This is a genomic window from Chromohalobacter sp. 11-W (assembly GCF_029889905.1).
Classification (GTDB): Bacteria; Pseudomonadota; Gammaproteobacteria; order Pseudomonadales; family Halomonadaceae; genus Chromohalobacter.
Genome location: NZ_JARANZ010000011.1, coordinates 15,731 through 34,636, shown reverse-complemented (window position 1 = coordinate 34,636; position 18,906 = coordinate 15,731). Strand labels below are relative to the sequence as shown.

Here is an 18,906-nt window from a genome sequence, read left to right as displayed (position 1 = left end):
TTGCCTTGGCGGCGAAGCCCCCATCTAAGATTAACCGTCTGTCGAAATAGTCAGAGACTCCCAAGTGTCCATTTGCTGCGACATTTCGGATAAACGGCCCCGTACCAACTTGAGCGCGTCACTTCCAAGCAGCAGGTGAGCAGGCGGTGTATCACACTCGATAATCTCCAGCATGGCTTTGGCCGCCTTCTCGGGATCACCGAGTTGCTGACCACTTTTTTCCAGACGGGCCTGCCGGACAGGGTCGAATAGCGCATCGTAGTCGGCAATCTGCCGGGGGGAACGGCGCATGGAGCGGCCCGCCCAATCGGTCCGGAATGAGCCCGGTGCGACGGCGGTGACGTGGATATTGATCGGTGCCAACTCTTTGCTCAGGGTGTCGGAGATGCCCTCGAGCGCGAACTTGCTGCCACAGTAGTAGGCGATGCCGGGCATCGTGATGAAGCCGCCCATCGACGTGATATTGATGATGTGCCCGGCACGACGTTTCCGAAAGAACGGTAACAGCGCCTGGATCATTTCGACCGCGCCGAAAACGTTCACTTCGAACTGCCGGCGCATCTCATCGGTGGGTGATTCTTCCAGGATGCCTTCGTGGCCGTAGCCGGCGTTATTGACCAGCACGTCAACGGGGCCGAGGGTGGTTTCAATGTCTTCGACGACGTTGGCGATGGCCGGTGTATCTGTCAGGTCGAGTTGACGTGCGTAGGCATTGCCGGAAGCGTGGTTCTCGAACGCGTGTGCTGCACTGGCTTGCCGCACGGTACCAATGACTTTGTGGCCGGCGGCTAATGCTGTCTCCGCCAGGGCCTGGCCGAATCCGCTGCTGACGCCGGTGATGAGGATCGTCTTGGTCTGGTTCATGACATTGCTCTAGGTCTGGGTGGTCGATGTTTCCCGTCAGGGAGGCGAAACCATCCTAGGGCGCCTGGTTCCTGAATCGAACGCGAGATCCTCTGAGTTTATTGCCTATTTCTATAGGTGGGATTGTTTATAGGCACGAATCACGCAGAATGAGGGCACAAAATTATCAGGCTCCAATGTCATGAGTACCGAATCCATCGATAACAGTCCACGTGAACGACGCATGGTAACGTTGCTGGACCAGATGGCACCTCGGGAAGGCTACAACCTGACGGCATTACCGGACGTGCGATTCCTGCGATCTAACCGCCCCCTGGCTAGAACCCCCGTGCTGTACGATCCAGGCATCGTCATTGTTTGTCAGGGGCGGAAACGGGGGTACTGGGGCAACCGAACCTACGTCTACGATGCTCAGCATTACCTAGCCGTCTCGGTTCCCGTTCCGTTCACGATGGAGACCGATGCCAGTGCCGAGAATCCGCTGCTAGCGATTTATCTGCATCTCGATATACCGCTGGCGGCTGATTTGCTACTCGAGCTGGAAGAAGGGGGGATACCGGCCTCTGCGACACCCTGCGGGATGCTGTCATCGGCGATGGAGCCAGCCCTGAGCGACACCGTGGCCCGATTTCTCGAGATCATGGCCTCACCCGACGATGCCCGGATTCTCGGACCGGCCATGGTGCGCGAGATCTATTTCCGCGTACTAACCGGGGCTCAGGGAGGGGCCATGCGGGCCGCACTGGATATGGAGGGGAATTTCGGACTTATCTCACGTGCCATCCGCCGCATTCACACGGACTATGCGACGCCTCTGGACGTCAACCAGTTAGCCCATGACGCCAGTATGAGTGTGCCTAGCTTTCACGCCCATTTCAGGCAGGTGACCCAGACGTCGCCAATGCAGTATGTGAAGGCCGTCCGGCTTCACCAGGCACGACTCCTGATGTTCCGAAATGGGATGACGGCCGCCGCCGCCTCAACGAATGTGGGGTATGAAAGTTCGTCGCAATTCAGCCGGGAGTTCAAAAGGCTGTTCGAGCGGTCGCCCTGAGCGGAAGTTGCCTGGATGCGCTCGTCTTTCGAGCTGCCACCGCCGGCGGCGCCGTCGATATACGTATCTTCTCATTGAGACTGGAGAATGCTCACCCCAACAACTGCGGATTGAGCTGCCAGACGGTGTAGGTCAGCGCCGTGGCCAGCGACACCCATGCTAGATAAGGCACCAGCAGTAGGCCGGCCAACGGCCGCACGCGCCAGAAGGCGATGAGGGTGGCGAGGATCATGCCCCACAGCAGGATGACCTCGACGAACGCCAACGCCCCTTGGTGCCAGGCGAAAAACAGCCAACTCCAGAGTGCATTGATAGCAAGATGCACGATGAACAGCGCCAGTACGCCTTGTTGCCGTTTCCAGCCGCCTTCCCGCCAGACCAGCCATGCAGCTATACCCATCAAGGCAAAGAGCGTTGTCCACACTGGGCCGAAGGCGCCGGCGGGGGGCGCCCAACTGGGCTGTGTGAGTTCGGCGTAGAACTGCGTGGCATCCACTGATGCGATGGCGCCGATTCCGGCAGTAATGAAGCTGACCACCAGCCAGCCGATCAGACCGAGAACCTGGTGGCGAGTCGAAAATGCTTGCATGGCGGTATCCCTTCCCCGTCGAAACGGTCTTCAGAATGTGCGATATGGCGATGATATGCCAAGCGTTTTTCAGATATTGCGCTGAAACGTCGCAGTGCGTTTGCTTTTCCCTATAAATCGCAAGGGATTGTTAAACCTTGGTTATTCATTCGAAGCATGCTCGCAGAGTATTAACCGCCACGATACTGATCAATCTAGGTTAATTTTTGCTTTATTTTCAGGTAGTTATTGTTATTCAGGGGTGTCGGGTATAGGCTGTTTGAAAAGTTGACAAAAATAATCGGGTTTAGGGAGTGAAAATGCGTTCTCAGCATCGCCTGCTGTGCATTATGGAGACCACATGAATCCTGCGTCGTTGATTCTGTTGGCGTTCGCCATGTCGACAGACGCCTTTGCCGCTTCCGTCGGTCGGGGCGCCGAGCTGAGCAAGGTACGCTTCATCAGCGCGCTACGCATAGGGCTCGTGTTTGGCGTGGTGGAGGCGATCATGCCGTTGGCGGGATGGGCGCTTGGCCATGTCGCGATGCGCTTCGTTTCCGGTATCGACCACTGGATTGCCTTTGCCATGCTGGCGTTGCTGGGCGGGCATATGATCTGGGAAGGATTAAAGAAAGGCGGCGCCGATGCGATAAAGGTGGCCGGCCCCCGGCAGGAAGACAAGTCCATATGGCTGATTGCCGTCACAGCCCTGGCCACCAGCATCGACGCCATGGCCGTGGGGATTACGTTAGCGCTGACGGATATCAACATCGTCGTGGCCTCCCTGGCCATCGGCCTGGCGACGACCTTGATGGTCACCTGCGGCACGTTGCTCGGTCGTGCTATTGGCACCGTCGTCGGCAAGTGGGCTGAGGTGCTGGGTGGCCTGATCCTCATCGCCATTGGCGTTGCCGTGCTCTATGAACATCTGGCCGGCGTTGTATCGGCGTGAACGTTTCATAGCCTGTTGGTCGGGGCTACAAGATCTGACCACAAAGACGCGAGCCAATAAAAACGGGGTGGGCCCATTTGGGCCCACCCCGTCTGCTTTCTACGTTACTGCTATCTTGCCTTCTACCGCTGACCGTCAGATGTTACTCGTCTTCGTCTTCCGGCAGCGCGTAGACGACGACCTGGTCGCCGACCTGATCCTTCAGGATCGAGTTGCCGCCTGCCACGAAGGCGACGTATTCGCGGCCTTCATACTCGTAGACGGCGGGATTGGCGACGGCGGGCGCTTCGGCCTGGTCTTCCCACAGCTCTTCGCCGCTGTCGAGCGAGTAGGCGCGCAGTTTGGCGTCCATCGAGGCACCGATGAAGACCAGGTTGCCGGCCGTGACTGCAGGACCACCGATGGTGGGCGAACCCCAGCTTTCAGGCATGAAGAAGCCGTACTGCTGCGAGGAGCCGATCGGACGACGCCATTTCACATCACCGGTTTTCATGTCGAGCGCCACGACTTCGCCGAAGGGCGGTTCCCAGCACGGCATGCCGAGCCAGTTACGTGCCACTTCGAGACGCATACCGTAAGGCGCCCCTGTCTGCGGTGAGAAGCCACTTTCGTTGCCCGAGCCACTATCGGCTTTCTCGTAGGCCTCGCGATCATAGAGCTTGATGGTCTGCACGATGTGCGAGGTGTTGACGATGGCCGTCTGGCTGACGGGATCAAAGGCAACACCGCCCCATTGCACGCCACCGGCACTATCCGGATAGGCCAGTGCACCTTCACCCTTGGTGGTGGGCGGCGTGTACATGCCTTCATACGTCAGGTTGTCCCAGAGCTTGGAACACTGGCCACCGCCAACGACATCGGCGAGTTTCCAGATCTTCGGCTTCTCGGATTGGTCGAGCAGCGGGGCGGGCTTGGTCGGGAAGGGTTGCGTATCCGCGTATTCTTCGCCTTTGACGGAGCCATCACCCTGCGGTACCGGACGCTCCTCGATCGGCCAGACGTCCTCACCGGTCAGGCGGTTGACGACGAACAGGAAGCCTTGCTTGGTGGCCTGGATCAATGCCGGAATTTCCTCGCCATCCACCGTGATGTCCATCAGTGTTGGCGCGGAGTTGATGTCATAGTCCCAGACGTCGTGGTGGACCCATTGGCGTGACCAGACGACTTCGCCGGTATCGACGTCAAGCGCGGTGGTCGAGGTCGCCAGGGGCGCTTCCTCGGTGCGGTTGCCGCCCCAGTAGTTGGGCGACGGCGAGGAGATCGGCAGGTACACGAGGCCGTTTTCCTCGTCGGCGGACATGTGCGTCCACACGTTGGCGGTACCGCTCTTCTCACGCATCTCTTCGGAAAGGGCGTTGAAGCTCCATTCGCGCTCGCCTGTGCGGGCATTGATGGAGAACACGGTGCCGGGAGGCGCTTGCTCGAACGCCCAGTCCTTGCCGGCCCAGCCGAGGATCAGGTGATCGCCGACCACGGTCGGTGGCTGCAGCAGCGACAGCGGCCACTTAGCGTGGGTGTCGTTCCACTGGTTGACGTCGAGTACGCCGTTATCGGCGAAGCTGGTGCACTTCTCGCCAGTGTCGGCATCGACGGCGAAGAGCTGCGCGTCCATGGTGCCGAGATAGACGATTTTCTGGCAGGACTCGCCTTCGACCGGGTCATCCGCTTCCCAGTAGGCGACACCGCGGCTCTTGAGCGCGGGCTGCGTCATTGCTTCAAGCGTGGACTCGGTATCGAAGCTCCACTTCTGCTCACCAGTGGCAGGGTCTAGCGCGAGAATGCGGTAGAACGGCGTGCCGATATAGAGCGTGTCGTTGGCGAAGACCGGCGTCGCGGACCAGACAGTGGGTGGCAGGTCGCCGGAGCCATCGGAGACATCGCCGGTGTGCACTTCCCAGGCTTTTTCCAGGTCACCGACGTTGTCGGCGTTGATCTGGTCGAGGGGGCTGTACTTCTGCGCGTTGAGCTGGCCGTGGAAGCTATCCCAGGTCGGCGTGCCGGGGACCAGCGGTATCGATTCGGACGAAGCTTGTTGGGATGAAGCTTGCGACGTCGCGCCCTCTTGTGCACTCGAGGCGTCCTGGTCGGCGTCCTGATCCTGCGCCAGAAGCGGCAACGGCGTCAGGAAAAGCGCCAGCGCCGTGGCCGTGCCCAGGCGTTGCGCGGTGGTTCTCAATGTCGGCATGGGGCGGCTCCTTATGAATGGGCGGGACGGGTGGTGCGGTTCGCGAGGGCCACATCGAGAATCAGCCCGATCAGGCCGACCACCATGGCCACGCAGATCCACCATTGGTGTAGGAGGAGGGCTGCGAAGAAGGTGCCGGCCAGGCCCAGCAAAATCAGCACGCGCCATACGTTACGCGCGGCGTTCCCTTTCAATGCAGGCAAGATGAGCGCCATGACGGCCAGGGCGATGTTGGCCAGGATGGCGACAAGCGCGCCAAGCGTGCCATTGACCCCGGTCAGCGGGGTGAAATAGGCATAGAGTGCGATGGCAAACCCGACGATCGAGGCTACCAGCAGCACAATGGCGCCCAATCTTTGCGAACGAGATTGTGGCATGGCGTTGTTGTCTCCTTGTGGGACAGGAATGATCACCTGGCTCTTTTATTCCGCCGTTGGGCTGGGGCATAGCGCCAAGCTCAAAGGGTATGAGCGAAATGGTTGAGCCGTGGCTACGTCTTTGGTCGTAGCTCTCGGCCCCATTTTAGTAAAAAACGTAGGACTTTTGTGGTCTTGTTTTAAAAATTATTTTTCTGCTAACGAATTTGTGCAGGGAGGTGTCCCAAGGCGGCACATGGGTTTTGATGATCGAGAAGGGCTTGACGCGCAGTGAATCTTTTAGCATGCTAACTGTGTAATGCGACAAAACGCCGCATCACCACCAAAATCCAGGAGTGGTCATGAAAGCACTCAACAAGCTGTTCTCGATGTTGGCAACCATCGTCGTCTCTGCATTGCTGCCGTTCTCCATGGTGGCGGAAAGCGAGGCCAATCAAAACGTTAGTGTCCATAACGACACGGCGAAGGTTTCCACACTGAACGCTAAACAGCGTCAAGATGACGAATCCCTGTAAGTTGCGTCGACTCCCGAGGCGCCGCCAATAGTGTAGTCTGTCGCGCATCATTCACGCGTCGTGCTCGGCGTGTCATGTCACGAGGGCTACACCATGCTGAGGATCTCCAATACGGTGACGCTCGCCGATTGGGAAATCGATATCAGCCAGATTCGCGCGCAAGGCGCTGGCGGCCAGAACGTCAACAAGGTCGCCTCGGCGGTGCATCTACGCTTCGATATTCCCCGCTCGTCATTGCCGCCGTTCTACAAAGAACGCCTGATGGCGCTGTCCGATCAGCGTATTAGCAAGGATGGTGTGATCATCCTCAAGGCGCAGCGTTACCGCACGTTGGAAGCCAACAAGGAAGAAGCGCTGGCGCGTCTCAAGGCACTCATCCAGGACGCGGTAAAGCAGCACAAGGTACGCCGCCCCACCCAGCCTTCCAAGGGCGCGAAGCGCCGCCGTGTCGACAAGAAAACCCGCAAGGGCAAGACTAAGGCCTTGCGTGGCAAGGTAGAGACGTAACACCGCTGTCAGCCGGCGGAGCGCTTCACGCCGGCTAATCTTTCAGAAAATCAGTAAAGGTCTGCATTGAGTGGCTTGATACTGACGTCAAAAAATGAAGGCTCTAGTTTTCGGTCCAGCGGTTCGAACATTGCATGCATAAAGTCCATGAGCTCATGGTTGGCGGAGATAGCAGAGGAGACGTCACGATTGAGGACCGCATCAAGGATTTTAATGTGAATTAGTATGTTCTTGTTGATTGAGGTGGCGTCTCCTAAATGGCTTTGGTAAAGAAAGCCTAAGCGCCGAAATATGGTATGTAATGGTCGTAGTGTGCGTGCTACAAAAGGCTCGTTGGCGGCTTCAAGAATGAGTTGATCCATCCGCTTATCAAGGTCGTTGAATCGACGCAAGTCATTATTCGACTCGGCTTCGTGCAAAGCTTGAATTAAATGGTGCATTTGGTTTCGCACTAAACCGCTTTCATTCTCAATAGCCATCTCAAGTACAAAACATTCAAGATCACGCCGGATCTTGAGTAATCGCTTCTCTCTTGCCAGATCGATAGGAGTGATGCGTATCCCAATGCCTGCCTGCATCTCCAGCAAGGTATCATCAGTCAATTTGCGAGTAGCTTCCAAAACTGGGGTGCGGCCCAGCCCTACCTGCTTCTGCAAGTCGGCCATGGTCATGAAGGCGCCTGGCTGAATATCCATATGAGCAATGCTTGATTCAAGCCGCTCATAAGCCAGATTTCCCTGGGACTTACTGTAAGTTGCTGATTTTTTTGTATCAGACATTGTTTTTACCTGTCCATCGTTAATCTTAAGTATTATGGAATACTTTGAAATTTGGCGATATATTTCTTATTAGACAACGAAATCTAAGGGCATAAAAGCAGCGTTAGACAAAGGTGGCATGTGGTGAATGCCTTAGCCTTGGCTGCTCGGGGAATGACCGTGATGCTCCTTCTGAAGCCTTGAAAATTAGGGGTGACGATGCGGTTATTCAACAGCTTTAACTATCCTGATGCAAGGGAGTAAGCGGCTTATGACGATTTTTGATCTATCGGGCAAGACAGCACTGATCACAGGTTCATCTGGTGGCCTTGGCTTTGCTATGGCGAGGGGGTTGGCACAAGCCGGGGCTCAAGTCATTTTGCATGGGCGCAATCAAGATAAGCTGCATGAGGCCCACGCAGCGCTGTCCAGTGAAGGATTCAATGTATTGAAAATTTCCTTCGACATTACGGACGAAGCCGCTATCGAAAAGGCCCTGGGTAACCTCAAGGAGGATGGTGTATATATTGATATCCTGGTCAACAACGCGGGGATGCAACTGCGAAAGCCGATGGTCGAGTTGACTCGCAATGAGTGGGATACGGTCATCAACACTAACTTGTCGAGTGCTTTCTTGCTCGGTCGCAATGTCGCACGTCAAATGATAGAGCGCGGCCAGGGTGGCAAGGTAGTCAATATTGGCTCGCTGATGAGCTCCGTAGCTCGTCCTACTGTAGGCGCCTATACCGCTGCTAAAGGCGGGGTACGGTTATTGACGCAATCGATGGCGGCGGAATGGGCAGAGCATGGTATCCAGTCCAACGCGATTGGTCCTGGTTACATGATTACCGAGATGACGCAACCGCTCGTCGATGACCCCGATTTCAACGGCTGGATCACTGGGCGTACACCATCGCGGCGCTGGGGAACGCCTGAAGACTTGGTCGGAACGGTGGTGTACTTAGCGTCGCCTGCTTCCAACTATGTCAATGGCCAGATTATCTACGTCGATGGCGGCATGCTCGCCGTACTTTGATGAACGCCTACACACAGGTTAGCGAATAGAGCTGCTGCTCATGACAATGACAATTTTCCTAGCCTACACGTTGAAATGTAAAATATAACATCAATAGGATGCGTATCATGAAAATTAACCACTCCTTCCGTCGCCTGCCAATACTCACTGCATTGTTATCAACATTGGCTGTTTCTGTCGTTAGTACTTCGGCCTTGGCAGCCGAGTATAACGCCAAGCTCTCGCTTGACGTGCCAGAGGGTAATACTAAGTACGTTGCTGCCAAGAAGTTTGCCGATATGGTGCGTGAGCGAACTGATGACAATGTCGATATTAAACTGTTTCCTAACAGTGTTCTCGGTGGGGAGAGCGAATCGGCAGAGGGCATTAGGCTCGGCTCCGTACAGATGGGCATCATTACTAGTTCGGTGCTGACTTCCTGGGTGCCCGAAGTTCAGGTCCTTGACCTTCCTTATTTGATCAACAGTGATGAACAAGCGGTAGCGATTAACCAGCCCCTCACTGATGAGTTGGCACCCAAGTTCGAGGACGAAGGGTTTCATCTGATGGGCTTTTCGGTTAATGGTATCCGTCAGCTTATGAGCAGCACTCCGATTCACTCGATTGATGACGTCAAGGGCAAAAAGATGCGCGTCATCCAGAGTCCTTTGCACGTTGCTATGTGGAAGGCCGCTGGTGCTAATCCTACGCCGATTCCAGCTCCCGAGATATATAACTCAATGCAAACAGGGGTGATCGACTTCTTCGATAATACAGCGACTAATTACCTTACCAATCGCTTCTATGAAGTTGCGCCTTACTACGTGAAAACTGGACACGTTTATGCGATGGGGACTTGGGTGGTTTCACAAAGCTGGTGGCAGCGTTTGCCGGAGGAATACCAGCAAGAGATCACCAAGGCTGCCAACGAAGTTCAGGAGCAGCTGCCTGCTATGCGTCAGCAAGATGATAAGGCGGCTCTAGCCAAGACGGTCGAGGATGGCGCGACCATCATTGAGATCGATGATAAAGGTCCTTGGAAAGAAGCTATGCAGCCCGTCAGAGAGGAGTACACCAAGAAAATTCCCGACGGCAAGGCACTCGTCTCGCTGATTGAGAACGCCGACTGAACCTTGGAAGCGGCCCCGCCACAATGGCGGGGCCGCACGTTCTATTCCACCTCAATGGCGTTGCCATTCTGGAGCGTATCGAATGTCAGCCTATCGCCTTTCACACACGCTGCCTTTGTTGAGTCTTGGTCGCGCCGCTGCTGGGCTGGAGTCGGTGGTCCGCCTGCTAATCTTCGTCAACTTGCTGGCGATGACGATAGACGTATTCGCTGGCGTAGTCTCGCGCTATGTATTCAATGACGCCTTTTCGTGGACCGCCGAGTTCGCGGTTTGGTCGTTCACTTGGTTGATCTTCCTTGGCGCGGCGTTAGGTATCCGCCAGCAGCGCCACGTCGCCGCTGATTTTTTGACCAAGAATTTATCGGGTTGGTCGTCAGGCCTACTGGGCTTCATCCAGAGCTTGATCTTGGCTCTGACGGTAATGATGATGATGTTCAGCGGCTACCAACTTGCCGAGATGGTCGGTGGGGTCAGTGCCAGCTTGGAGTGGCCTAAGGCATATAAGTATGCGGTCATCCCGGTATTTGGCCTGATTGGCTTGGTATTCTTGCTTGCCCGAGATGCTGACAACACGCGTACCCTGGTCCGCAATTTTCTGGCACTGGTTATTGCCGGTCTGCTTTATCTTGGTCTCGACCACGGCTTGCTTGCTCCGCTACAGGGTGTTTCGCCTAGTCTGCTCATGCTGGTCGCATTCTTCGTGGCTTTGGGGGTTGGTGTACCGGTCTCCTTTTCTTTGATGTTCGGGGTCTTCCTGGCTAACTCGGCATCGTTCATTCTTCCCGCGCCAGCGATAGTGCAAAACATGGTCACCGGCTCGACCAAGTTCATTCTATTGGCAATCCCTTTCTTCCTTTCGACCGGCTACCTGCTCAATTTAGGAGGGCTCTCCACGCGGCTGATCGACTTTGCCTCTAGCATGGTTGGCCATTTACGTGGTGGCTTGGCCCACGTCAACGTACTCAATAGCCTGATGGTTGGAGGTATTTCTGGTTCGTCGAGCGCCGACGCTGCCAGTAGCACTAAGATCCTGGTTCCCGAGATGGTGCAGCGTGGCTACTCACCGGCATTCTCCTGTGCGGTCACGGCTTCATCGGCAATTCTTCCCAATGTCGTGCCGCCAGCGATCGCCATGCTGGTTTACGCTTCGGTGGCGAATGTCTCCATCGCTCGGCTGTTCATGGCCGGTATCCTGCCAGCAATCCTTTGTGCGGGCGTCCTGATGGGGGTCTCCTACTTGATCTCGGTGCGTCGTCAGTACCAGACGGCCACTGCTCGAGCCCCCTGGAGCGATGTTTGGCGTAGCTTCCTGCGTGCCCTACCGGTGCTGGTCATTACCGTTGGTGTTCTGGGAGGAATTCGATTTGGCATTATCACCGCTACCGAAGCGGGGGTCATAGCGTTGATCTGGACGTTCGTCCTCGGCAAGTTTGTATTCCGCGAATATGGCTGGAAGAAGTTCTATCGTGCCTTCGCCGAATGCGGGACCGACGCCGCCTTGGTGGGTTTTTTGATCGCCGCCTCGGTGCCCTTCGCCTGGGTGCTGATCGCCGAGCAAGTCCCCCAGGAGATTGTCGCTTGGGCGAGCACCATCGTTGATGGTCAACTTGGGTTGTTCATCATCCTGCTGGTGGTCTTGGCTGCTGCGGGGATGTTTCTCGATTTGACCCCGGCGATGCTGATCATCGCTCCACTGTTCTTACCCATGATGACCAACGCTGGGGTCGACCCTGTTCAGCTCGGTATCATTATGATCATTGTGCTGCAGCTCGGCGGTGTCTCTCCGCCAGTGGGGCTTCTGGTGTTTATCTCATCACAGATCGCCAAGGTCTCACCCTCAGCAGTATTCAGGGCTGTGGTGCCATTTATTGCTGGGGCGATGGTGGTAGTGGTTCTGCTGTGTCTATTTCCGTTCCTGACGGTAGGTCTTTGGGAGCTTTGGGGATGACCATAAAACCTATCTAAATGGGGGTTTGCGTATTACGTGGCAAGTTAAATCCGTAACCCTGCTGTCGGCCGGTGTGTCGTCTCACGCCGGCTGAGGAGGTAACGCGAGCAATTCACGCTCCAGGGCGAAGATGTGCGGGTCGTCATGCCCCATCTCGCGCAGCGCTTGGGCCAGGTTGAGCAGATAATCGCGATTAGGGCCGCTGGGGCCGTGAGATTCGGCGATCTGCCGGGCGATGGCGGTGTCCGGCGCCGGCCCCAGGAAGGCGGCGTTGTCCTCGCTGGCGAGGTAGACCAGGCCCTCGACGTTTTCTTCTCTCTCAACGTCATCGAAGTGCAGCGGCGTTACTACGCGCAGATAGCCATTCTTCTCGCGCACATCCAGCGGGCCGAGCACGTCCTGGGTGATACGGTAGGCCATGCCGTGGCAGACCGCGCCGGGGCGTTCGGTCAGTGTGGCGACCCGGCCCGGCGCCTGTGGCGTGCCGCGGTGGTCGTGCGAGCCCTGCCAGAAACGTCTTTCCCAGCCGATGATATGCGCCGGCCGACTCTCCAGAAACGAGAAATCCGCCTTCCAGATCAGAGAACCATAGCCGAACAGCCAGATCGCCTCATGGTCGTTGAAATGCGTCATTTGCTGGTTGATCGCGGTGGTATCGAGCGTCATGACTCTCTTGCGTACGTCGGGTGAATAAACGGGAATCTATCCCCGATTATGCACGTTTTGGTGCCGATATGCGGCATACCTCTTTTTGCACCATCGCGGTGCGCATACGATTCGGCTATGCTCAAGGGCCGATTCTTCGGGCCGTTTCCATTACACGTAGCGGGGCGCATTGCGATAGGCGCCGCGTGGTCTTTCTTCATGGAGGTGGGTATGTCGCCGTCCCTGCTGGGAATCTTGATCATGTGCGCCGGGGTATTGTGCCTTGCGCTTGGCGATGCGATTTCCAAGTGGCTAGGCGCCACGTACGACCCGATTCAGATCATCTTCTTCCGTACCTTGATCTCGCTGCCGCTGATCGCATTGTTGGCACGTTTCAACGGCGGCTGGCAAAAGCTCAAGACCCGGCGACCGGGGGTGCATCTCCTGCGAGGGTTGATCTTTGCCGGCACGATGTTCTGCTTCGTCACCGGCTTGACCCTTCTGCCATTGGCGGAAACCACCGCCATTGCCTTCGCCGCGCCGTTGTTCGTGACGCTGTTGTCCGGGCCGCTGCTCAAGGAGCGTGTCGAGCGTTTACCGTTCATTGCCTCGCTGGTGGGCTTCGCCGGCGTTCTGGTCGTGGTGCGTCCTGGCGCGGCGGGCTTCCAGTGGGGTGCGTTGATCGTCGTCGGTGCGGCGGTGTGCTATGCCCTGATGATGATCACGGCGCGGCGTTACGGCGGTAAGGAAAGTCTGTGGGCGATGGTCTTTTACGCCACCCTGGTGCCTCTGATCGTCAGTGCGATGCTATTGCCCGGCGTCTGGCGGATGCCTGAGGGCGTGGCATGGCTGGGCTTCATTGGCTCTGGCATCTTCGGCGTCGGCGCGGTGTCGTGCATCACGCTGGCGTTTCGTTACGCCCCGGCGGCGCTGGCAGCGCCGTTCGATTACACCGCCATGGTCTGGGCCGTGCTGCTGGGCTGGTGGTTATGGGATGAAGTGCCGGATGTTTGGGTCTTCATCGGTGCCTTGGTGATCATCGGCAGCGGCGTCGCCATTGCCTTGTATGAACGGCAGGTGGCCATCAAGGCGCGCCCCACGACATAAAACCGCCGGCATGATCGAGGCGGTTTCGGTGATTCTCGGCGCGTATCTTGCAGCGTTATCGAGACCGACCCGCAGGAGGCACGATCATGAAGACCTTCTTTCACACCGAGCAGTGGCGTCATCACCCTCGGCTCTACTTTTCGCGCGGTAAGCTGCGTGAACCTCAGGAGATTCCGGCGCGCCTCGAGGGCTTGCTGAGCGCCGTTCAGCGGCTGGGGTTCGAGGTGCGCACGCCGCCTGATAGCGGCCTGGCGGCGATTCGCGCTGTGCATCATCTGCCGTACCTGCGCTTTCTGGAAAGCGCTCACCGGCGCTGGGCCGCGTTGGGAGACGACTGGGGCGACGAGGTCATGTCCAATGTCTTCGTGCGCTCGCCCAATGCCTTGCGCGGTGTGCTGGCCGAGGCAGGGCGTTACCTGGCGGATGGCAGTGCGCCGGTAGGGGCGGCGACCTGGGCATCTGCGTATTGGTCGGCGCAAAGCGCGATTGCCGCGGCCGATGCGCTCAATCATGGGGAACGTCAGGCCTATGCACTGTCACGGCCGCCGGGGCATCACGCCCGCGCCGATGCCGCCGGCGGCTTTTGCTTTCTCAACAACACTGCCATCGCCGCGCAGCGGCTGACCACACGCTATCCGCGCGTCGTGGTGCTGGATACCGATATGCACCATGGACAGGGCGTGCAAGAAATCTTCTATAAACGAAATGACGTGATGTACATCTCGATTCATGGCGATACCACTAACTTCTATCCGGCGGTGACGGGGTTCGAAGACGAGCGTGGCCACGGTGCGGGAGAAGGCTACAATCTCAACCTGCCGATGCCACACGGTTCCTCTGAAGCGGTTTTCTTCGAACGTTTGGACGAGGCTTGTCAGGCCATTCGGTTGTTCGAACCGGACGCGCTGGTACTGGCGTTGGGCTTCGACATTCATGAGCGAGACCCGCAGGCCAAGGTGGCGGTCTCTACGCCAGGGTTTGGCACGCTCGGGCGCGTGGTGGCCGAACTCGATCTGCCGACGCTCGTGGTGCAGGAAGGTGGCTATTACCTCGAGGGTCTGGAAGCCAATGCCGTGAGCTTTTTCGAGGGGCTGACCCAAGGCTGAGTAAGGGTCGGTTTTATCGACAGGCTCTGAATAAGAAGTTTTTTATAGAAAAGAGGTGTTCACGCTCAAGTTAGCGGGCCGGGTGTCGATATTGGGTACGGCTGCCCACCTCGGCGTCAACGTTTCTTAACATCCCGCTGGTTAACTCGTCGTCAGACAAGACGACCGAGACGTGAATCGAGACCTCCATGCGCATCAAGGCCAGTTTCAAGATCGCTATCTTGCTGTTGTTCATCACCTACCGGGTGGTGTATCTGGTGCGCGCTTGCAGGGTGAAAGGGCGGCACCCAACTGGGCGGCGCCCCGCCAAACGACGATCGCCCGTGGCCTAAGCCACGGGCGATCGGGAGTACGGCGCTATAGATGGCGCACGTTACTTCTGCAGCTTGACCATGCGCAGATATGGCTTCTTCTCGTCCCAGCCTTGCGGGAAGAGTTCCTTGGCCTTCTCGTTGTCGACCGACGGCACGATGATGCAGTCGTCGCCTTCGGTCCAGTTCACCGGTGTGGCGACCTTCTGACTGTCGGTCAGCTGAAGGCTGTCCAGCACACGCAGGATCTCCGCGAAGTTGCGGCCGGTGCTGGCCGGGTAGGTCAGCGTCAGGCGCACTTTCTTGCTGGGGTCGATGATGAAGACGCTACGCACCGTCAGGGTGTCGTTGGCGTTGGGATGAATCATCCCATACAGCGAGCTGACCTTGCGATCAGCGTCCGCCAGCAGCGGAAAGTTCAGGCCATGGCCCTGGGTTTCCTTGATATCGCCTTCCCATGCCTTGTGATCCTCCAGTGGGTCGACGGAGAGCCCCATGGCCTTGGCGTTGCGCTTCTCGAATTCCGGCTTCAGGCGTGACACTTCACCGAGCTCGGTGGTGCATACCGGCGTGAAATCCTTGGGATGCGAGAACAGGATGACCCAGTTATCGCCTGCCCATTCGTGGAAGTTGATCGTTCCGTCGGTGCTGTCCTGGGTGAAATCCGGGGCAATATCGCCGAGTTGTAGTGCCATGGCATCCTCCTTTCACTGATTGGCGAAGCATTGAGCATCGCATCACGAACCAGGGCATGGGAAACAATGGATTTCGCTAAGCAAATGCGTCTTGGGTATTTGCCCATGCGTGGCGCTTCCCGCGCCCTCTCTCCATCACATGGTGACGCGTGGCGACCAACACAAGGGGCCGCGTCACGAATCAAGCACGGATATAGGCCCAGCCCTGCGCCTGTAACTCGGCAAGCGTGACTACAGCGGCTTCAATTTCCTTGAGGCCAGCGGTATTGCTCAGATTTTGGGCGACCAGGGTATTGCGGCAAAGTCGTAGCCAGGTATCGCTGGCGGGGTCGGGAGTTTCCAATGCGGCGACCACGGCAGCGCCGTTGGCCACGATCAGCACCTCGGCCTCAGGACGAGCCTTGACCAAGTTGAGGGCGTTGCGCCGTGCGCGGGCGAGGCCGTCGGCGGTGGGGGCATGCAGCACGACATGCAGGGAGCTCATGAGGTCTTCTCCTCGGGAGTGGTAGCAACACCGATATGACGTTCCAGGCGCTGCACATGATCGCGGAAACCGCTTTGCTCGCGGCGTTGGGCGAGCGCCAGGTCGATGGCGACGATATCACGCACCCCGGCGGGTTTGCCGTTTCCGGGTTGGGCCAGAACCACGACGCGGTCGGCGAGCAGTACGGCTTCCTCGATGTCGTGGGTGACGAAGACGATCGCTGCGTCGCTACGCTGGCGCAGTTCGGTGAGCTCGCCCTGCAGGCGCTGGCGGGTCAGGGCGTCAAGCGCCGAGAATGGCTCGTCCATGAACAGGATCCGTGGCTTCACTGCCAGTGCTCGGGCAATTCCCACGCGTTGCTGCTGGCCGCCGGAAAGTGTGCGTGGCCAGCGTTCGGCGAGCTCCTCGAGCCCTACCAGCGAAAGAGGCTCCAAGGCCCGAGCACGACGCTCGTCGCGCGATAACCCCAATCCCTCTAGACCCAGCTCGACATTGGCGCGTACGCGCCGCCAAGGAAATAGTCTCGGTGCTTGGAAGACCATCGACCAGGTACGGCTCGCCGGTGCATCGGCGGTGGAGAGGTGAACGTCGCCGCGCAGTGGGGTCAGCAGGCCGGCGAAAGCACGTAGCAGGGTGGACTTGCCGACACCCGAGGCACCAACCATGGCCACGAATTCGCGCGGTGCCACGTCGAGGTCGATGTCGTCGAGCACGACGTCGTCGGCAAAGCCCAGGCGGACACCGCGTGCCGTCAGGACGGGCGCGGATGCGTCATTCATTGCTGCCACCGTAGAACCCTCCGCTGAATGCGCATGAACAGGAAGTCGAACAGGGCGTAGAGCGCGGCGATGGTCAGCATATAGACCACCACCACATCGGTGGCGAGCAGGCCCGAGGCTTCCATCATGCGCTGGCCGATGCCGGGAATGCCGAACAGCTCGGCGGCGACCACTGTCATCCAGCCCTGGCCCAGGCCAGCACGCAATCCCCCGAGAATACCTGGCGCCGCCGCCGGCAGGCTGATCTTGGTCAGTCGCGCGGTGAAACCGCCCTGGCCGAAGGCCCGGGCGACCTCGTAGTAGCCGTCGTCGATGGCGCGTACCGCGCTGTAGCTGGTGAAGTAGTTGATCCAGAACACGCCGATACTGATGATGAAGGCGGCGGCGGTTTCGGTCACACCGAACCAGATGATCGCGAACGGAATCCACGCCAGTGGCGGGATTGGTCGCAGTAGTCGTGCCAGCCAGCTATGCGCGGCGTCGAACCACGGTAGCAAGGCTGCGGCCATGCCGACCGCAATCCCCAGCACTGAGCCGATGACCAGGCCGATGCTGTAGTGAGAGAGGCTGGACAACACGACGTCGAGCCAGATGCCATCCTGAACTTCCGCCCACAGTATGCCGGGAATCGAGGAGGGCAGGGGCACCAGGTTACTGGGGAGCCAGCCCATGCGCAGGGCGATTTCCCAGAGCGCCACGAGAGCGGTGAGGCTGACGGCACTGACTAGAGTACGTCGGTGGCGTGCGTGACGCGTCATGGTGCCGGGTTCTCCGACGAGGTCATCACCGCATCATAAACCGAGGTATCGAATAGCGCGTCGACGTCGACTGGCTTTTTCAGCGTGCCGATGCGTTGCTGGAAGTCGGCCATTATGCGTGTGGCATCGGTGATAGCATGCGGATCGGCCAGGTAGTTGGACGACGGCGAGGACAACGCCGTCTTGACAGTTTCCTCGTCGATGAGTCGCTTGCCGACGAATTCGCGCACGTACGGTGCGGCCTGTGCGGGATCGTTCTCGAGCATATCGGTTGCGCGTATGTGCTGTGCGACGAGCTTGCGGATTGCCTCGGGGTGCGCCTTCAGCGCAGACTCGCGCACTGCCAGTACGGCACCGGGCTGATGGGGCAGCATGTCGCCGCCGCGCGCGACGACCCGCGCGTCGGGGTCACGCTGTTGCACCACGCTGAGGATCGGCTCGAGGGTCGAGGCGGCGTCCACTGCACCGGCCAGCAGCGATTGCTGAACCCGCGAGGCCCCCATGGTGACGATATCCACTGCGTCCGCGTCGACCCCGACCTGCTCTTCCAGCCAGTAGCGCAGTACGGTGTAGGGCACCGAGCCGTTGGGGAAGGTGGCGATCTTGGGCTTGCGGCCCTGCGTTTCGGTGAAGTGGGCGATGGCCGCCGCCGGGTCATTGCCATCGAAGGCTGCGGCAAAGTCGCCACGGGCGATCAGTCCGATCTGTTCCTGAATGCTGGCGGCCAGTACCTTGATGGGCACCCCGGTAGCGCGGGCGACCATGGCTGGGCCAATGCCGACGTTCATCACATCGAGCTTGCCCGACGCCATTGCTTGAACCATGGCGGGGCCGCTGGAGAAGCGCGTTAGCTCAAGATCCAGCCCCGCCTCGTCAGTCCAGCCGGCGCCTTCCATGACGAACAACTGGGCGACCGGCAGAATAGGCATGTAGCCGACCTCAAGAGTCGTCGTCTCGTCGTTTTGGGCCAAGGCAGCGCTCGGCAACACGGCAGTCAGTGCAAGTGCGCCGATCCAATGAAATAGTCGTCGCATGGCGAGTCTCCGGCGGTAAGCGATAGGCTCGCCACTATAGCGACTTGCTGGGAATAACGAAAAAGCCCCGAGTAACGATTTGGTTATAAATATATGCGGGCTTTCCCACTGTAT

Annotated in this window: 20 protein-coding genes; 9 read left to right on the top strand and 11 right to left on the bottom strand. The window is 58.3% G+C overall.

The window, feature by feature from the left end; all coding sequences use genetic code 11:
• Positions 1–30 precede the first annotated feature (30 nt).
• A complete protein-coding gene (locus tag OP494_RS14530; protein ID WP_280541833.1) occupies positions 31–864 on the bottom strand; it encodes an oxidoreductase in 834 nt (277 codons plus the stop codon).
• 181 nt (positions 865–1,045) lie between these two features.
• On the opposite strand from OP494_RS14530, the gene OP494_RS14525 reads away from it, so the two are divergent.
• Positions 1,046–1,918 carry an AraC family transcriptional regulator gene (locus tag OP494_RS14525; protein ID WP_280541832.1) on the top strand — a complete coding sequence of 291 codons (873 nt, stop codon included), beginning with the start codon at positions 1,046–1,048 and terminating at the stop codon, positions 1,916–1,918.
• 91 nt (positions 1,919–2,009) lie between these two features.
• Here OP494_RS14525 and OP494_RS14520 read toward each other — a convergent pair whose 3' ends face one another.
• Positions 2,010–2,507, bottom strand: coding sequence for a tryptophan-rich sensory protein (locus tag OP494_RS14520; protein ID WP_280541831.1), 498 nt, complete (start codon positions 2,505–2,507; stop codon positions 2,010–2,012).
• A gap of 340 nt (positions 2,508–2,847) precedes the next feature.
• On the opposite strand from OP494_RS14520, the gene OP494_RS14515 reads away from it, so the two are divergent.
• Positions 2,848–3,438 (top strand): manganese efflux pump MntP family protein, encoded by a 591-nt coding sequence (locus OP494_RS14515; RefSeq protein ID WP_280541830.1) that lies wholly within the window; start codon positions 2,848–2,850, stop codon positions 3,436–3,438.
• A gap of 142 nt (positions 3,439–3,580) precedes the next feature.
• Here the strand turns inward: OP494_RS14515 and OP494_RS14510 are convergent, their stop codons facing one another.
• Positions 3,581–5,623 carry a pyrroloquinoline quinone-dependent dehydrogenase gene (locus OP494_RS14510; protein WP_280541829.1) on the bottom strand — a complete coding sequence of 681 codons (2,043 nt, stop codon included), beginning with the start codon at positions 5,621–5,623 and terminating at the stop codon, positions 3,581–3,583.
• Between the two features lie 11 nt (positions 5,624–5,634).
• Complete coding sequence (locus OP494_RS14505) at positions 5,635–6,000, bottom strand: hypothetical protein (RefSeq protein ID WP_280541828.1); 366 nt, start codon at positions 5,998–6,000, stop codon at positions 5,635–5,637.
• A 341-nt stretch (positions 6,001–6,341) separates the two neighbouring features.
• On the opposite strand from OP494_RS14505, the gene OP494_RS14500 reads away from it, so the two are divergent.
• Both OP494_RS14500 and arfB read left to right on the top strand, forming a co-directional pair.
• Complete coding sequence (locus tag OP494_RS14500; protein ID WP_280541827.1) at positions 6,342–6,515, top strand: hypothetical protein; 174 nt, start codon at positions 6,342–6,344, stop codon at positions 6,513–6,515.
• A gap of 93 nt (positions 6,516–6,608) precedes the next feature.
• The gene (arfB, locus tag OP494_RS14495) at positions 6,609–7,022 is read left to right on the top strand and encodes an alternative ribosome rescue aminoacyl-tRNA hydrolase ArfB (protein WP_280541825.1); all 414 of its coding nucleotides are present in this window, start codon (positions 6,609–6,611) and stop codon (positions 7,020–7,022) included.
• 50 nt (positions 7,023–7,072) lie between these two features.
• Here the strand turns inward: arfB and OP494_RS14490 are convergent, their stop codons facing one another.
• Entirely contained in the window at positions 7,073–7,801 is a 729-nt protein-coding gene (locus tag OP494_RS14490; protein WP_246942041.1) for a GntR family transcriptional regulator, read from the bottom strand.
• Between the two features lie 250 nt (positions 7,802–8,051).
• On the opposite strand from OP494_RS14490, the gene OP494_RS14485 reads away from it, so the two are divergent.
• The 3 genes from OP494_RS14485 to OP494_RS14475 all read left to right on the top strand — a co-directional run bounded on the left by OP494_RS14485 (position 8,052) and on the right by OP494_RS14475 (position 11,873).
• A complete protein-coding gene (locus OP494_RS14485) occupies positions 8,052–8,816 on the top strand; it encodes an SDR family oxidoreductase (RefSeq protein WP_280541824.1) in 765 nt (254 codons plus the stop codon).
• Positions 8,817–8,923: 107 nt separating this feature from the next.
• Positions 8,924–9,925, top strand: a complete 1,002-nt coding sequence (locus OP494_RS14480; RefSeq protein ID WP_280541822.1) for a TRAP transporter substrate-binding protein — start codon at positions 8,924–8,926, stop codon at positions 9,923–9,925.
• An 82-nt stretch (positions 9,926–10,007) separates the two neighbouring features.
• Complete coding sequence (locus OP494_RS14475; RefSeq protein WP_280541820.1) at positions 10,008–11,873, top strand: TRAP transporter large permease subunit; 1,866 nt, start codon at positions 10,008–10,010, stop codon at positions 11,871–11,873.
• Positions 11,874–11,954: 81 nt separating this feature from the next.
• Here OP494_RS14475 and OP494_RS14470 read toward each other — a convergent pair whose 3' ends face one another.
• On the bottom strand, positions 11,955–12,539 hold the full coding sequence (locus tag OP494_RS14470; protein ID WP_280541818.1) for a gamma-glutamylcyclotransferase: 585 nt from the start codon (positions 12,537–12,539) through the stop codon (positions 11,955–11,957).
• 210 nt (positions 12,540–12,749) lie between these two features.
• On the opposite strand from OP494_RS14470, the gene OP494_RS14465 reads away from it, so the two are divergent.
• Together OP494_RS14465 and OP494_RS14460 are read left to right on the top strand one after the other, a co-directional pair.
• Positions 12,750–13,625 (top strand): DMT family transporter, encoded by an 876-nt coding sequence (locus OP494_RS14465; protein ID WP_280541817.1) that lies wholly within the window; start codon positions 12,750–12,752, stop codon positions 13,623–13,625.
• Between the two features lie 86 nt (positions 13,626–13,711).
• Positions 13,712–14,731 carry a histone deacetylase family protein gene (locus tag OP494_RS14460; protein WP_280541815.1) on the top strand — a complete coding sequence of 340 codons (1,020 nt, stop codon included), beginning with the start codon at positions 13,712–13,714 and terminating at the stop codon, positions 14,729–14,731.
• Positions 14,732–15,104: 373 nt separating this feature from the next.
• Here the strand turns inward: OP494_RS14460 and OP494_RS14455 are convergent, their stop codons facing one another.
• From OP494_RS14455 to OP494_RS14435, 5 genes are all read right to left on the bottom strand, one after another.
• The gene (locus OP494_RS14455) at positions 15,105–15,737 is read right to left on the bottom strand and encodes a peroxiredoxin (RefSeq protein ID WP_280541814.1); all 633 of its coding nucleotides are present in this window, start codon (positions 15,735–15,737) and stop codon (positions 15,105–15,107) included.
• A 181-nt stretch (positions 15,738–15,918) separates the two neighbouring features.
• Positions 15,919–16,221, bottom strand: coding sequence for a hypothetical protein (locus OP494_RS14450; RefSeq protein ID WP_246894956.1), 303 nt, complete (start codon positions 16,219–16,221; stop codon positions 15,919–15,921).
• Positions 16,218–17,000 carry an ABC transporter ATP-binding protein gene (locus OP494_RS14445; RefSeq protein ID WP_280541812.1) on the bottom strand — a complete coding sequence of 261 codons (783 nt, stop codon included), beginning with the start codon at positions 16,998–17,000 and terminating at the stop codon, positions 16,218–16,220. Before OP494_RS14445 ends, OP494_RS14450 begins: the two co-directional genes overlap by 4 nt.
• Positions 16,997–17,758, bottom strand: a complete 762-nt coding sequence (locus OP494_RS14440; RefSeq protein WP_280541809.1) for an ABC transporter permease — start codon at positions 17,756–17,758, stop codon at positions 16,997–16,999. The genes OP494_RS14445 and OP494_RS14440 overlap by 4 nt, the downstream gene beginning before the upstream one ends.
• Positions 17,755–18,792, bottom strand: a complete 1,038-nt coding sequence (locus OP494_RS14435) for an ABC transporter substrate-binding protein (RefSeq protein ID WP_280541807.1) — start codon at positions 18,790–18,792, stop codon at positions 17,755–17,757. Before OP494_RS14435 ends, OP494_RS14440 begins: the two co-directional genes overlap by 4 nt.
• Positions 18,793–18,906 lie beyond the last annotated feature (114 nt).